This is a genomic window from Pseudoalteromonas sp. SA25 (assembly GCF_011378705.1).
In the GTDB taxonomy this organism is placed as follows: Bacteria; Pseudomonadota; Gammaproteobacteria; order Enterobacterales; family Alteromonadaceae; genus Pseudoalteromonas; species Pseudoalteromonas arctica.
Map to the genome: position 1 here is coordinate 77063 of NZ_WTKV01000014.1, position 15659 is coordinate 92721.

General features: G+C 38.7%; 15 protein-coding genes. 11 read left to right on the forward strand and 4 right to left on the reverse strand.

Annotation, left to right across the window (positions count from 1 at the left end):
* Positions 1 to 579: 579 nt before the first annotated feature.
* Entirely contained in the window at positions 580 to 1005 is a 426-nt protein-coding gene (locus GQR45_RS12750; RefSeq protein WP_165726135.1) for a hypothetical protein, read from the reverse strand.
* 339 nt (positions 1006 to 1344) lie between these two features.
* On the opposite strand from GQR45_RS12750, the gene ccoN reads away from it, so the two are divergent.
* From ccoN to ttcA, 11 genes are all read left to right on the forward strand, one after another.
* Entirely contained in the window at positions 1345 to 2778 is a 1434-nt protein-coding gene (gene ccoN, locus GQR45_RS12755; protein WP_007585649.1) for a cytochrome-c oxidase, cbb3-type subunit I, read from the forward strand.
* Positions 2779 to 2790: 12 nt separating this feature from the next.
* On the forward strand, positions 2791 to 3465 hold the full coding sequence (ccoO, locus tag GQR45_RS12760) for a cytochrome-c oxidase, cbb3-type subunit II (protein ID WP_010554062.1): 675 nt from the start codon (positions 2791 to 2793) through the stop codon (positions 3463 to 3465).
* A gap of 6 nt (positions 3466 to 3471) precedes the next feature.
* Positions 3472 to 3657, forward strand: a complete 186-nt coding sequence (locus GQR45_RS12765) for a cbb3-type cytochrome c oxidase subunit 3 (protein ID WP_010554061.1) — start codon at positions 3472 to 3474, stop codon at positions 3655 to 3657.
* The gene (gene ccoP / locus GQR45_RS12770; protein WP_007585643.1) at positions 3654 to 4688 is read left to right on the forward strand and encodes a cytochrome-c oxidase, cbb3-type subunit III; all 1035 of its coding nucleotides are present in this window, start codon (positions 3654 to 3656) and stop codon (positions 4686 to 4688) included. The genes GQR45_RS12765 and ccoP overlap by 4 nt, the downstream gene beginning before the upstream one ends.
* A 149-nt stretch (positions 4689 to 4837) precedes the next feature.
* Positions 4838 to 5329 carry a FixH family protein gene (locus GQR45_RS12775; RefSeq protein WP_101216175.1) on the forward strand — a complete coding sequence of 164 codons (492 nt, stop codon included), beginning with the start codon at positions 4838 to 4840 and terminating at the stop codon, positions 5327 to 5329.
* Positions 5330 to 5337: 8 nt separating this feature from the next.
* The gene (locus tag GQR45_RS12780; RefSeq protein ID WP_165726136.1) at positions 5338 to 7713 is read left to right on the forward strand and encodes a heavy metal translocating P-type ATPase; all 2376 of its coding nucleotides are present in this window, start codon (positions 5338 to 5340) and stop codon (positions 7711 to 7713) included.
* A complete protein-coding gene (gene ccoS, locus GQR45_RS12785) occupies positions 7710 to 7877 on the forward strand; it encodes a cbb3-type cytochrome oxidase assembly protein CcoS (protein WP_002963071.1) in 168 nt (55 codons plus the stop codon). Before GQR45_RS12780 ends, ccoS begins: the two co-directional genes overlap by 4 nt.
* The gene (locus GQR45_RS12790) at positions 7870 to 8541 is read left to right on the forward strand and encodes a sulfite exporter TauE/SafE family protein (protein ID WP_024594369.1); all 672 of its coding nucleotides are present in this window, start codon (positions 7870 to 7872) and stop codon (positions 8539 to 8541) included. Before ccoS ends, GQR45_RS12790 begins: the two co-directional genes overlap by 8 nt.
* Positions 8542 to 8608: 67 nt before the next feature.
* Positions 8609 to 9346, forward strand: a complete 738-nt coding sequence (locus GQR45_RS12795; RefSeq protein ID WP_007585636.1) for an FNR family transcription factor — start codon at positions 8609 to 8611, stop codon at positions 9344 to 9346.
* 103 nt (positions 9347 to 9449) lie between these two features.
* Positions 9450 to 10376: a universal stress protein UspE gene (gene uspE, locus GQR45_RS12800; protein ID WP_024594368.1), complete on the forward strand. Its 927-nt coding sequence runs from the start codon at positions 9450 to 9452 to the stop codon at positions 10374 to 10376.
* Between the two features lie 170 nt (positions 10377 to 10546).
* Complete coding sequence (ttcA, locus tag GQR45_RS12805; RefSeq protein WP_007585631.1) at positions 10547 to 11461, forward strand: tRNA 2-thiocytidine(32) synthetase TtcA; 915 nt, start codon at positions 10547 to 10549, stop codon at positions 11459 to 11461.
* Between the two features lie 68 nt (positions 11462 to 11529).
* Here ttcA and GQR45_RS12810 read toward each other — a convergent pair whose 3' ends face one another.
* The 3 genes from GQR45_RS12810 to GQR45_RS12820 form a co-directional block, all read right to left on the reverse strand.
* Entirely contained in the window at positions 11530 to 12591 is a 1062-nt protein-coding gene (locus tag GQR45_RS12810) for a hypothetical protein (protein WP_165726137.1), read from the reverse strand.
* A 55-nt stretch (positions 12592 to 12646) separates the two neighbouring features.
* Positions 12647 to 13717 (reverse strand): hypothetical protein, encoded by a 1071-nt coding sequence (locus GQR45_RS12815; RefSeq protein WP_165722281.1) that lies wholly within the window; start codon positions 13715 to 13717, stop codon positions 12647 to 12649.
* 610 nt (positions 13718 to 14327) lie between these two features.
* The gene (locus GQR45_RS12820; protein WP_007585625.1) at positions 14328 to 15653 is read right to left on the reverse strand and encodes a PAS domain-containing methyl-accepting chemotaxis protein; all 1326 of its coding nucleotides are present in this window, start codon (positions 15651 to 15653) and stop codon (positions 14328 to 14330) included.
* Between the last annotated feature and the right edge of the window lie 6 nt (positions 15654 to 15659).

The window sequence follows — 15659 nt, forward strand, 5'->3', positions numbered from 1 at the left end:
CTCACTTGTTATAAGAATAGTGAGTCAGATGGGCAACTTAGGCGCCTTTAACTGAACGAAAACTTAACAGAAGCTCAATTTATATCAAGCAATAAAATGAAATAACTATATCGGGTACATAGGTTACATTATGTTTCAGTGTTAATTAATAAATACACCTTAAAAACAGAAACTTGACAAAATACAGAAACATTAGAAACACACCTGAAACCAAAGTGATTCACTTTGTAATCAAATGTAATTAATCGAGCTACGTACCAAAAACAGACAAATTAACAACTTAATCACAGCACATTATTAAAACCGCAAAACTAAATGTTAATTAATAACCATATTTATGCATACTTGGTGCTCAAATAGTCTTATTTAACCTATTTGGAAGGTTTTTTGATTAGATTTTTTATTCAGTCGCAATTAAAGTTGAACTTTTTGAGAGCACTTATTCACTGTTGAAGTTTTATCAGTATAAAAACCGAAAAAGGCAATTTTATTGATCTTGTCACTCAAATAATCGTATGTATAAGAAAACGAACTCACATCAAAAATGTAAGCTGTATGCAAGAGTTTGCAGTCGCAACTTTAATACGTTACATAAAAAGAGTAATTTAGTGTTTGTATTAAAGAGGTTGTATTATCTTTAACTGTTAGCTCTAAATTCCAGAGCATATTTTGCTCAGAACAAATGCCAACCATGGTATTACTCTGCCACAGGCCATCATGTTTTTTAAATTGCTGAGGAATGTAACCCATATACATAGTAATGCCTTTAAGCTTGGCATCTTCAATTGTAAGGTTTGTTGGCAAATCACTAAAAATAGTAAATGGAGTTTCGGGAGAAAGAGTTTTCTCGCTTAACCATACTTTAACATCATTTGAAAAAGTACAAGGCAAATTGGCTGTGCATGTGGCATTTTCTAGAAACTTTTCATCTGTATTTTTGGAAAAATCACATGCTGTTAATAAAAAAAATACCGCCGTGAATAAACTTAATCTATATATAAGCATAACAATTTCGCACTAAAGAAAAACAAATACTAATAATCGCGACTGCAAATAACAAGTGCGAGTGTTACTATTAAGCCAAATTAGGCACAAACTGTATCAAAAAATAAACAACAAGCTCACAAACATTGATTGATGTCATAATTTTATGTAATTGACCTATCTTTTTTAGGCCAAAAAATTTATCATTTCACCCGCAAAAAATAAGGGTTTCTCAAGTTTTTTTTCTGAAGCTTTCATGTATTGAAAGTTTTAGATAACACGCTTGAGAAAATAGTAGGCCCCACTTTTAAAGGTGGGTAATTCATTTCTAAACGCATTTATTGCAGCGGAAGCCAGAAAATGAGCCAAACAGTAGCATCACAAACTGAGTATAACTATAAGGTTGTACGCCAATTCGCTATTATGACAGTGATTTGGGGCATCGTTGGCATGAGTATTGGGGTTCTGATTGCTGCCCAATTAGCTTGGCCAGCACTTAACTTTGATACACCATGGTTAACTTACTCTCGACTACGTCCGTTACACACGAACGCAGTAATTTTCGCATTTGGTACCAGTGCACTTTTTGCGACGTCTTATTACGTCGTACAACGTACTTGTCAAACGCGTCTTTTCTCAGACAAACTCGCCGCCTTTTCTTTTTGGGGCTGGCAGCTAGTTATTGTATTAGCAGTAATTACATTACCACTTGGTATTACTAGCTCAAAAGAATACGCAGAACTTGAATGGCCAATCGATATTTTAATCGCTGTGGTTTGGATTGTTTACGCTATTGTATTCTTTGGTACTTTAATCAAGCGTAAAGTGTCGCACATTTATGTTGCTAACTGGTTCTATGCTGGCTTTATTATTACTGTTGCAGTACTACACATTGTAAACAGCATGGCAGTGCCTGTATCGTTAACTAAATCATATTCAATCTATGCAGGTGCCGTAGATGCTATGGTTCAGTGGTGGTACGGTCATAACGCTGTAGGTTTCCTACTTACTGCTGGTTTCTTGGGTATGATGTATTACTTTGTACCTAAACAAGCAGGTCGTCCAGTGTACTCATACCGTTTATCGGTAGTTCACTTTTGGGCTCTAATTTCATTATATATCTGGGCTGGTCCTCATCACCTTCACTACACAGCGCTTCCTGATTGGACGCAAAGTTTAGGTATGGTTATGTCTATTATCCTATTCGTACCGTCTTGGGGTGGTATGATCAACGGTATTATGACGCTATCTGGCGCGTGGCATAAACTACGTACTGATCCAGTACTACGCTTCTTAGTTGTTTCATTGTCTTTCTACGGTATGTCTACGTTTGAAGGCCCAATGATGGCAATTAAATCTGTAAATGCGTTATCTCACTACACAGATTGGACAATCGGCCACGTACACTCAGGTGCACTAGGTTGGGTTGCTATGATTTCAATTGGTGCTATTTACCACTTAATTCCTGCGTTATTCGCGCAAGGTCGTATGTATAGCGTTAAATTGGTTAATACCCACTTCTGGTTACACACTGTAGGTGTTGTTTTATACATTGTTGCAATGTGGATTTCAGGTGTAATGCAAGGTCTAATGTGGCGTGCAGTGAATGCTGACGGTACATTAATGTACAGCTTTGTGCAGTCTTTAGAAGCGTCGCATCCTTTCTATATCATGCGCTTTGTAGGCGGTGTATTCATCGTAACGGGTATGTTAGTTATGGCTTATAACGTTTACCGCACTATTTCAGCTGAGAAAGAATCTCTGAAATTAGACGCGCAAGCACAATTAGCATAACGGAGTGAGATGATGAGCAAGAAAAATTCACAAAACAAACATGAAATAGTAGAAAAGAACGTTGGCCTTATGGCTATTCTGACTGTTTTTGCTATTAGCTTTGGCGCACTAGTTGAGATCACTCCGCTAATGTTTCAAGACGATACAACTAAACCAGTGGAGGGTTTACGCCCTCTTAACGCTTTAGAAATGGAAGGCCGCGACCTTTACGTGCGTGAAGGTTGTTCTAACTGCCACTCACAAATGATTCGTCCTTTTCGTGATGAAGTTGAGCGTTATGGTCACTACTCTGTAGCAGGCGAATCAGTATGGGATCATCCTTTTTTATGGGGTTCTAAACGTACTGGTCCTGACTTGGCTCGTGTTGGTAAGCGCTACTCGGACGATTGGCATTATGCTCACTTAGTTGATCCACGTGCTGTGGTTCCTGAGTCAAACATGCCAGGCTTTCCTTGGTTAGCAGAGAATACGGTTGATACAAGCCTTACTCTGAAAAAACTACAACTTTTCCGTGATACTTTTGCTATTAACCCAGAAAACCCAAAACATCCGGGTTTAGGTTATGGCGATGATGCAGAGCTTCAAGCAGATGTTGATAAAGTTAATGCTATGAATGATGGCAAAGGCGCAACAGAAATCCAAGCTCTCATCGCGTATTTACAGCAACTTGGTACCCACTTGAAGTAAAAAATTATGGATTACGGAACATACAGAGGTATTTTGACTCTGGTAATTTTAGTATTGTTTATTGTGATTGTTGCATGGGCATATAGCAAGCGAAGCAAAACTCGTTTTGACAGCGCAGCTAATGCCATTTTTGAAGATGAAAAAAAACATGACAACACGCTCTCTAACGAGGAAAAGGAGTCTGAAAAATGACTAGCTTTTGGAGTATTTGGGTTATTGTATTAACCCTTGCATGCTTATGCATCATCTTTGGCTTATTAGTTTGGAACTTAAAAAACTATGCAGGCGTAGAAGAAGGTGAAAGCTGTGGACATGAATTTGACGGTATTGAAGAGCTAAATAATCCACTACCAAAATGGTGGACTTACATGTTTTTCGCAACTTTTGCTTGGTCGGTATATTACCTTGCAGCTTTCCCAGGTTTAGGCAACTGGGAAGGTTTAGGTAAATGGACTAGTTCTAATCAAGGTATTACATCTTTAGCTGAATCTAAAAAAGCAGTTGCAGAGGCAAAAGCGGATGGACGCTTTGTGAAACTTGATAAAGAGTACGAAGCTGCAGAAGAGCGCTTTGGTCCTATTTTTAATAAACTTGCACAAGTACCCGTTTTAGATTTAGTTAGTTCTAAATTTGAAGGTGATGCAGCACAGCAAATAGCGCTTGATAATGGTAATAAACATGAGCAAACAGATGGTCAAGTCGCCATTGAAATTGGTCAGCGTTTATTTTCACAAAACTGTGCGCAATGTCATGGCTCTGATGCACGTGGTGGTACTGGCTTCCCTAACCTAACTGATAAAGATTGGTTATATGGCGGAACACCTGACAAAATTAAAGAAACACTTCTTTATGGTCGTATTGCAGCAATGCCAGCTTGGGGTCCTGCTCTTGGCGAACAAGGCGTTAAAGAAATGACAGCACATGTGCTGAGCCTTTCTGGTCGTACTGTTAACCAAAAAGACGCAGACGCAGGTGCCGCTAAGTTTGCAATGTGTGCCGCATGTCATGGTGCTGACGGTAAAGGGTCGGTTGCACATAACCTACCGTTTGGCGCGCCTAACCTGACTGATAACATTTGGTTATATGGTGGTTCTCAACGTGCTGTTGAAGAAACTCTTAACCACGGCCGTGCCGGTGTAATGCCTGCATGGAAAGACATTTTAGGTGAAGATAAGATTCACTTATTAACTGCCTATGTTTACAGTTTATCGCAAGATAAATAAGCACGCGGTTAATAAAATGTTTATAAATTAATTTATTTAATTCAATAGATTAATCCAGATCAAAAAAGCCTCCACTGTGAGGCTTTTTTTTAGTCTTTTACGTATAATTCCTATAAAATAACGCTTCCTAAACTAATTTTAGAGACACTATGCAACCTACTCCGTGGTATAAAAATTTTTGGCCTTGGTTTTTAATCTTTTTTCCGTTAGTTGCCATTATTGGCTGTATTAGCTTATTTATTACGGCAATAGGTAACGGTCCAGATATGGTTGTTGACGACTACTACAAAAAAGGTAAAGCAATAAACTTAGAACTGACTAAGTTTGAAAAAGCAAAAGCACTTTATTTACATGGCGAATTAAATGTAACCAACGACCGCGTAAGCTTTAAGTTTACAAAAGGCGACAGCAGTAACGTGCATGTATTAAAGCTCTCGTTTTATCATCGCACCATTAAAGCGCATGACTTTGAAGCAACACTTACTCCTAATGCCAATCAGGAATTTACTGCATTACTTAATGAGTATACACAAGGCGCCTACTCAGTCTTTATTGAGCCAATCGATGGCAGTTGGAAAATGAAAGAAAATATAACGTTACCAACTGAACAAACCGTTTTAGTTACTCCTAATTATAAGTAGTAATAACTATGTCTAACTCTTGCTTTCATTGCCTTGAAAGTGTGCCAAACGGATTTAGCGCAAACGTTATAATTGACGATATTGCCCAGCCAATGTGTTGCATTGGCTGCCAAGCAGTTGCGCAAAATATTGTTGATCAAGGTATGACCGATTATTATAAATACCGAACGGTTCGTGCTGGAAAGGTCGAACAGCTGGTACCTGAGCAACTCGCATTTATAAAAAGTTATGACAACGAAGACATACAAGACGAATTTATAGCCACTAACGATAATATCTCAGAGGTATTATTGAGCGTTGAAGGTATAACCTGTGCCGCTTGTGCATGGCTTATAGAAAAACAACTCTTAAACTTAAACACAGTAAAACGTGTTGATGTAAATACATCGACCAACCGCGCGATGATTCAATGGGACAAAACCACCACCCCATTGAGTGAAGTTATTACTTCCCTAGCTAAAATTGGCTACAAAGCCTACCCGTTTCAATCAGATATTGAAGCTAAGCAAAAGCAACAAACTGCCAAAGCCTATATTCGCCGCTTAGGTGTTGCAGGCTTAATGACCATGCAAGTAATGATGTTTGCGTTCGCCATGTACTTTGGCATGTTTTCAGGCATGGACAGTAACTTTGAGCAGTATTTTAGATGGATCAGCTTGGTACTGGCCTCCCCGGTTATTTTATATAGCGCACTGCCCTTTTTAACCAATGCTATAAATGGCTTAAAAGCAAAACAGCTCAATATGGATTTACCCGTATCACTGGCTATTTTTGGCGCATTTGGTGCAAGTTGTTACGCCACATTTATGCAAGTCGGCGAAGTGTATTTTGAATCTGTATGCATGTTTACCTTTTTACTGTTATTAGGTAAATATCTTGAGTTTAGAGCGCGTTTAAAAGCGAGCGAGTTTACTGCCAATTTACAAAAGTTATTACCATTAACAGCCCGCACCATTAACGAAAGTGGCGAAGAGCTTATAATTGCAGCCAAAAAACTAAAACTTAATGACGTAGTACTTATTAAAGCAGGTGAGACAATTCCTGCCGATGGCGAACTCATTAAAGGCAAAACCACGGTTGATGAGTCAATGATGACCGGCGAACATCAACCAGTAACTAAATTTATTGGCCATAATGTCTATGCCGGGTGCGTTAACCACGACGGCGTTATTGAAATAAAAATTAATAAAATTGGCCAAAATACACTTTTAAATCAAATTATACGCTTGCAACACAACGCTTTAACCAAGCGCCCTAAACTGGTTGAAATTACAGATAAAGTAGCGCAATGGTTTATTGCGTCTTTACTTATATTTGCTTCACTTACAGCTATTGGCTGGTATCAAATTGACCCAGAACATGCATTTTGGATCACTATTTCGGTTTTAGTTGCTACCTGCCCGTGTGCCCTGAGTTTAGCCATACCTACCGCGCTTACATGTGCAGTGGCAACGCTTACCCGCAAAGGCGTATTAATAAAACAAGCGCATGTGCTCGAAACGCTCTCACAAATTACTTTATTTGCATTTGATAAAACAGGCACACTTACGCAAGGTAAATTTAGCCTTGATGAAGTAGATATAATCGATAAACAATATACAAAAGCGCAAGTGCTAGATATGGCAGCCATGCTAGAACGTTACTCTGAGCACCCTATCGCCAGTGCATTTGATGAGTTTACGCCAGCTCACCGCAGTCTTAATAACGTTGAAGTACATCCAGGGCTGGGAATTAGCGCACAAGATGCAACTAATCATTACGCAATTGGTAAAAGTGGTTGGTTTAATAGCAAAAAATCAAATGCACAAGCGAGCTTGTATATAAATGAGCAAGTTGTTGCACGCTTTTACTTTGTTGATAAAGTAAAAAGCGATGCTAAAAAGCTCATAGACTCACTTCAATCGCAAAACTTAACCTGTCACATGTTAACCGGTGACGCGTCAGATGCTGGGCAAAAAGTAGCTAAGCAACTTAAACTTGAAAGTGTGCAATCTGGATGTTCTCCACAAGATAAACAAACCGCCGTTGAGCAATGGTCTTCACAAAATGAAGTCGTTGCAATGGTAGGTGATGGTGTAAACGACAGCCCGGTATTTGCTAGTGCGCACTTATCTATTGCTATGGAAACCGGTGCAGACATATCAAAAAATAGCGCCGATGTAGTGCTTCTTAATAGCGATTTAGCCTCCATTGGTCACTTACTTAATGTAGCAAAACAAACCAGACGTATTATTAAGCAAAATCTTGCGCTGTCTTTATTGTATAATGCTTCAATATTACCACTGGCAGCGTTGGGCTTAGTTGCTCCTTGGATGGCTGTTATTGGCATGTCTGCCAGCTCAATTATTGTGATTAGTAATTCACTAAGGCTATTAAAGTTATGAGCATAATTTACATTTTGATCCCTATCGCCATTTTGTTCGTCATTATTGCTATTGGCGTGTTTTTCTGGGCTGTAAAAAGCGAGCAGTTTTCTGACTTAAACAAGCAAGGTCATAGTATTTTGTTTGAAGATGACAAAGAGCAACATAACAAAAGTAATGATTGACCCTCTTTATACCAGCGCATTTCTAATGGGGCTAATCGGTAGCGGTCATTGCATTGCTATGTGTGGTGGTATTGCAAGCTCATTACAACTGGCAAGTGACAAACGTAAAACATTTACCTATTCATTTGCTTATAATATTGGACGTGCACTGAGCTATATGGCTGCAGGCGCACTTGTTGCTGGTATTAGCAGCCAATTTGCAAGGCAAAACACCTCCTTCTCTTTAGTACTTTCGTTCATTGCAGCTATTTTTATGCTCCTCGTTGGCGTTTATATAATGCGCTTGGGCCCTACTTTGCAATGGTTAGAGAAAATAGGTAAAACCTTAGTGTGGCAACACATTGTTAAGTTAAATAAATATTTAATGCCTATTAACTCTCCTTTTAAAGCCCTAGGTTACGGTGCTTTGTGGGGATGGCTGCCATGCGGACTTGTTTACTCAGCGCTTACATGGGCGATGACTAGCCCAAGTGCCCTTGACGGTGCCTTAGTTATGCTTTGCTTTGCTTTGGGTACTTTTCCCGCGATGATCACATTAGGCGTTACCGCGCAAAAACTAAATACTATTATTAACCATCCATGGACCCGAATTGTATTAGGCAGTGTTATAATTTGGTATGGTATCTACTTATTGATTATTGCAACTGACAAACTGGTACATTAATCTATTCGCATTATTAACCTTTAAGGTTATTTTGCAGTCGTGTATAAAAATTTAAACGGATTAAATTATGGATTTCTCTCAAAGTCGCGCTAAAGGTAATTGTGCTATTAGCTGTAATAACTGCAGTATTAGTCAATTGTGTTTGCCATTTTCACTCAATGGCCAAGAAATGGACAAGCTTGACGAAATTATTGAGCGAAAAAAACCACTCCATAAAGGCGACTATCTATTTGAATCAGGTGCACCTTTACAGGCTATTTATGCGGTTCGTTCTGGTTCATTTAAATCGTACACGTTATCGGAGCGAGGTGATGAGCAAATTACCGGCTTTCATTTAGCGGGCGACCTAGTTGGTTTTGACGCAATAAGTAAAATGACTCATCCAAGTTTTTCGCAAGCACTTGAAACGTCAATGGTGTGCGAAATCCCATTCGATACTCTTGATGAACTATCAGGAAAATTACCAAAGCTTCGCCAACAAATAATGCGCTTAATGAGCAGTGAAATTACATACGATCAAGAAATGCTGCTATTACTCAATAAAAAATCAGCAGAGGAACGCTTAGCTAGTTTCATTTATAACCTGTCAGAGCGTTTTGGTGAGCGTGGTTTTTCGCGTAAAGAATTTAGATTTACGATGACTCGCGGTGAAATTGGTAATTACTTAGGTCTAACAGTAGAAACCATTAGTCGTTTATTGAGTCGTTTTCAAAAAGCTGACTTAATTAAAGTAGAGGGTAAATTTATTACAATTTTAGATAATGATGCCTTGGCTAAAACAGCGGCGATAGTTAAGCCTCGCTAAATTAAATAGTTTGATTTAGAACAACAATTTATATGCTACCCCTTTAACTGTTTTATATTTACGTTACACTAAATGTACACCCGTTAGGTAAATGGAGTAGCATATGAACACTATTAAACGCATTATTGCGGTTATTGACCCCACCAAAGATGATCAACACGGTTTAGCACGTTCAATAGATTTAGCTAAAAAATCTGGCGCAAGTATTACCGCCTTTATGACGGTTTACGACTTCTCTTACGAAATGACGACAATGCTATCTGGCGATGAACGCGAAGCAATGCGCGATGCCGTACTAAAAGATCGCCAGCTATGGCTAAACGATTTAGTTTCCCCTTACAAAGATATAAATATTGAAACCCAAGTGGTTTGGCATAATCGCCCTTACGAAGCTATAATCGATACTGTCATTGATGAAAAGTACGATTTAGTAATTAAAGGCACACATCAACATGGTGCACTTAAATCAGTTATTTTTACCCCGACCGATTGGCACTTAGTACGCAAATGCCCCGCTCCGGTATTATTTGTAAAAGAAATGGCATGGCCAGCAAACGGTAATATTTTAGCTGCTGTAAATGCGGTTAGTGAAAATGAAGAACATGTAGCACTTAATAAACGTGTTATTAAAGACGCACAATATTTATGTGAGCTTGCCAACGCAAAACTTAATTTAATTAATGCCTACCCTGCAACTCCTATTAATATTGCCATCGAAATTCCTGAGTTTAACCCAGGACTTTATAACGAATCAGTTAAAAAGCATCATCATGAATCAACCAATGCACTTGCTGCAGAGTTTAATTTAAACCCAGAGCAATGTTTTATTGAAGAAGGCCTGCCAGAGGATGTAATCCCTGATGTAGCGAAGCGGTTAAATAGCGAATTAGTTGTTATTGGTACTGTAGGCCGTACGGGCTTAAGTGCCGCTCTTGTAGGTAATACAGCAGAGCATGTAATTGATAGCCTAGACTGTGATGTACTGGCACTCAAACCCGATGGTTACGTGAGCCCTATGGCAAAGGATTAATTTTAAGCCTTATGTACAAGTTATAAGCGAGTTATTTTTACGTGTTAATAAGGCATGTTTAAATCAATTTTAATTACATCCTAAACTCGCATATTCAGGTGGTTTGGGTATAATACGCCCCTTTATTTTTAGCAAATAACTTTGCTGTATTGTTTTACTAGGGGGCGTAATTGTCACACTCAGATCAAGCTAAAGCTCAATTTAACTTAAATAAGCTGCAAAAGCGTTTACGTCGCCAAACTGGTCAAGCCGTTATGGACTTCAATATGATTGAAGAAGGTGACCGTATAATGGTATGCCTTTCTGGCGGCAAAGATAGCTACACAATGCTTGAAATGCTTCAACATTTAAAACGTGTAGCACCTATAAAGTTTGACCTAGTTGTTGTAAATCTTGATCAAAAACAACCTGATTTTCCTGAGCATGTTTTACCCCAGTATCTTGATAAATTGAATGTTGAATACAAAATTGTAGAAGAAGATACTTACAGTATTGTTACCGATATTATCCCTGAAGGTAAAACAACGTGTTCACTTTGCTCACGCTTACGTCGTGGTATTTTATACCGCACAGCAAAAGAACTAGGCGCTACTAAAATAGCCCTTGGTCATCACCGTGACGACATGATTGAAACATTGTTTTTAAATATGTTTTACGGCGGAAAGCTAAAAAGTATGCCGGCTAAATTAATGAGTGATAACGGCGAGCATATGGTTATTCGCCCACTTGCATACTGTAAAGAAAGCGACATAAGCCAATACGCATTTGTACAAGGTTACCCTATCATTCCGTGTAACCTATGTGGCTCGCAAGAAAACTTACAGCGTAAACATACAAAAACAATGCTCGCTAAATGGGATGCGGAGCACCCAGGTCGTATTGAAAGCATTTTTACGGCAATGCAAAACATAGTGCCTTCACATTTAGCTGACGCCGACTTGTTTGATTTTAAAAACTTACAAACCGGTGAAGTAATTGATGGTGGCGATATAGCCCTTGATAAACCAGATATTCCTAAAGTGCCTGTTGCTAATGAGCTTGATGAACAAGAAGCGCCAAGTGTAGTTACTATAAATCTAAGCTAACAAATTTAAGGGGGTTGTATTTATGTACAATCCCCTTAAATTTACCAATTCAGCATTGCGTTCTATTTTTAACTCTCAGCTAAGCCTTGTAAAAATTCCAAACTTAACTTTTCTTGTGCATTAGCCTGATATGGTAATTGCTGCAAGCTATCGTACGAAAAATCGTTAATATCAAAATGACTTATTTCACTATTCCCAAAGCTATTTCGCTCACCTGGGCTTGGCGACATTCTCTCAATAACAAAGTCGCTTAAGCGCATATCTGTAATGCCTTGTGGTAGCACCGACCAATGAGCTTTCAAATTAAGAGTTTGGCTTCCCTTCGTTAACCGCTCTTTAGATACTAAATGAGCAAGTGGTGTATCGCCACTGTATAAATTAGCCCTAACACGATACAAACCACTTTTTACTACCACTATGTTAGCTGGCAAAATCATGTTTTCGTTTTGTGCATAAGCAGTTTCAAAACCTGTTAAAGTTGCACTCGGCGGCATATATTGAATTTGCGCAACTACGGGAACTTTTTTACCCGCAACATCACCCTCTACAAACACTTGTAAGCTACGAGGGTAATCTTCATCCTCTTCAAATGTAATAATTGCTTCACCGTCACGCGCATTGCCTGTATGGGTATTTAACACTTCTTTTGTATCTGTATTTGCAAGCTCAACGACCACTTTTCCAAGCCCTTGGGCGCTTATCTTTATTGTTATTTCTTCTGGGTATACAAAACGATATTGTTTAAGACTTAACGTTAAAGCATCGCCACTTTCATCAATAGGGCTCGATACCGGGTAGAATTGATTTGGCTTTAATCGATCTTCATCTAATGGACTCAATGGCTGAGAATAAGGAGGAAATTTAAGTGCACTTTCATATTGCATAACCACTTGCTGCGCTGCTTTTGTTAAGTCTTCATTAAACGCGATTTGTTTTTTTGATTGTGTTTTTTTTGCTGTAGGTACATCTATAGGGATCACTTTTACAGGCGATAAATCAGCTACGCTCGCACTGTGTTTAACCTGAGGTGTTATTGACTCAACAACTTTATGAGCATCATTTTTACCTGTAAACCATAGCGAGAATAAAATAGTGCTAATAATTAAAGCAACGACATAAAATTTTTTCATTTTTATATTTCAATCTTTTATAAGGCGTATAGTTTTTAACTACACGCCTTGTATGTTATGGAATCACATTATAAATAAGTGCTGATGCGCTTAAATTATTTGAATCCTTAATATAACGATATTGTTTTTTCCAAAACCAACTACCTGTAGTTTTATCAAACGTATTAAAACCTACAGTGTCACCTTCCACATTTACGTTATTCATGGCTATTGTTACATTACCTTTTCGCTGCGCGTTATGTATTTCGTTATGGCTATAACTGTCACTCATCATCATTGGATAATGGTTTGGCATAAAGCTACTTACTGCATCACCTTGCGATTTTAAATGGCCATTTGTATCAACACTGCTGCTACAACTTCCAAACGAGCCAGCCGAACTGGCACCACATGAAGAGTGCGATGCAACAACCGAATCATCATTGCCTTTTAAAAAACCACCCGTTAAACCCAAATATGCATTTCCATCGGCAACAAAGCGTAAACGTGGCGTACGTGCATCAGGAAATGGAGATATTTTACGTGCATTATTCACTTTTAAATCGTGTAATACACCAACGGCCTCGGTTACATCACTTCCTAGCCACCATTTGAGTGCTGCATCGACCGCAAAGTTCCATGATGCGCCAGTTAAAGCACTAACAGCTACGTCAGCCAGCTCACTTCCACCACCCGCGCCTGCCAAATCAAACGTAGCAACAATATTAAGCGGCTCTAAGCCTTCGTTTTCTAACCAGTTTTCTTGATTATCAATAATATGGCGTGCAACTAAGTCTCCTGTTGAATGTGTTACAAATACACAGCCATCACTGCATAAATTAGAGCGTGAAATTTGCTTTAGCTTTGGCCACACCCAATCGGTAGCAATTTTACCTTCAATACGCTCATAAGCAGGCCAATCAATTCGCTCATCTGCACGATTATTCCAGTACGATTGCCAATATGTTTCACCATCATTGATTACATCACTACCCGACTTATTTGTTATTTGCGAAGTTTGTAACCCATGAATTAATATAATTTTGTAGTCTTTACTCGCTGCAGAAAAGCTCATTAACATAGCTAACCCCGCACCAATTAGGTGGCTTGGCTTAATTAATTTGTGTGTGCGCTTTGTGTTGTTCATACAATTCCTCAATGTTGTGTACTTAATATTTTATTATCATTTAAGGTATTCATGTTGGTTTACATAAGCTTGTCAGCTTAGGTGTTCACTAGGGTCTGTTGTTCTTTGCGGATTAAAATTTGTTCAAACTAGAGGCTATTTAATCACGGCGCGAGATTTGTAACCTAGTGGGCTCGGTAACTGCTCCTGCGTTACTCTACTGGCTTACATCCATGTAAGAATAAGTAAAAAACGAGCAACAAAGAGTAAATAGCCTCTAGGAAGTACCCTTGGGGCAGCGTCTGTTTGGCATTAATGCTACGTTATCGCCTATTTATGGGGAACAACCACACTACTTAGGCTCTGCCTTGCCTAAATACCAAACAGACTGCTGCAAATTTAACCTTGAAAGATCAACAGATTCTAGTATTAGGAACAACGAACAAAAATGCAACAACTTATTATCATTTAGGGAAGAGAAGAAACTTATTTCATACCGATTAATGAGTTAATAGAGGTATAGTTGTTATATTTGAAATTATTAGATGGGTTTCAAGGGGTATATTGAGGGTAGTAAGATTAAAGCGGATACCATTGAAAGTGCCCGCTTTAGAATAAGGACGAAGCTAATCTAACCGTTAGCTTTAAGTTCACTGGTAAATTGCCCAATCGCATTTACAACTTCTTGTGCACCTTGCTGGATCTCTTGCATCACTTCACCAGATTCTTTAGATAACGCCAAGCCTTGCTCTGCCTTCTCTTTACCTTTTTCTATTACAGCCACCGTATTTTGGGTTTGTGATTGGTTGCGCTGTACAACTTCTACAATTTCTTCTGTTGCTTTTGAGGTACGCGATGCAAGCAATCGCACTTCATCTGCAACCACAGCAAAGCCTCGCCCCTGCTCGCCAGCTCTTGCCGCTTCAATTGCGGCATTTAATGCTAATAAATTTGTTTGCTCAGCAATACTACTAATGCTTTGTACAATACTCGATATTTGTTGCGACTGCTGATCAAGCGCTGAAATTTCATTTGCAGCTTGCTCCATGTTAATAGCCAGCTCAGTCATTACTGCGACTGTATCTTGTATAACGCTCGCGCCTTGCTCTGCTTTTTTATCAGTTTGGGTTGAGGTGCTATAAGCAATTTCGGCAGCTTGTGATATCGCAATTTCTTGATTTACTTGATCAGTGATAACAGTTGCAAACTTCATCACTTTATAAAGCTCATTCGCGTCATTTGAGATTGGGTTATATGACGCTTCTAGCCAAACAATGTTGCCATGTTTATCTACACGCTTAAAACGCTCAGCAATAAACTTACCTTCTCTTAATTTAGCCCAAAATTGCAGATACTCTTGGGAATTATACTCTGAAGCCTCACAAAACGTACGGTGATGTTTACCTAGTATTTCACTTTCTTGATAACCCATTGCAGCTAAAAACTGATCATTTGCTTTTAATACATGGCCTTCTAAATCAAATTCAATTACCGCCATAGAGCGATATATCGCTTTAATAGTATCGCTTTGCTCGCGAGAAGCCGTAATTGTTTTTGTAAGTACACTTCCGAATATAGAAAAATAGAGCAACTGATCTTGCTCCCCTTTTACTGGATGTACTATTAAACGTAACCATTCAGCTTTACCATCGCTGCGCATAACTTGCAATGCACCGCCCCAATGCCCTTCTTTTTTAATAGCTTGCTGTAGGCTTTTAAATTCTGAAGATTGACGAGACGAATCTGTAATAAAATCGTCAAAAGAATTATTAGTTAGATCGTCTTCACTGTAGCCTAGGTTTTCTAAAAACTTATCATTGGCGTGCGAAATTCGGCCATCATAAAGAATGTTTAGTACTAACATCTCTCGGTAAAGCCCTTCCCACACTTGTTGTAATGGGTAAAGTTCAGCTTTTAGAGAAGCTATTTCGTTTTGTTTATTTTTAGAAAAAAACATTAATAT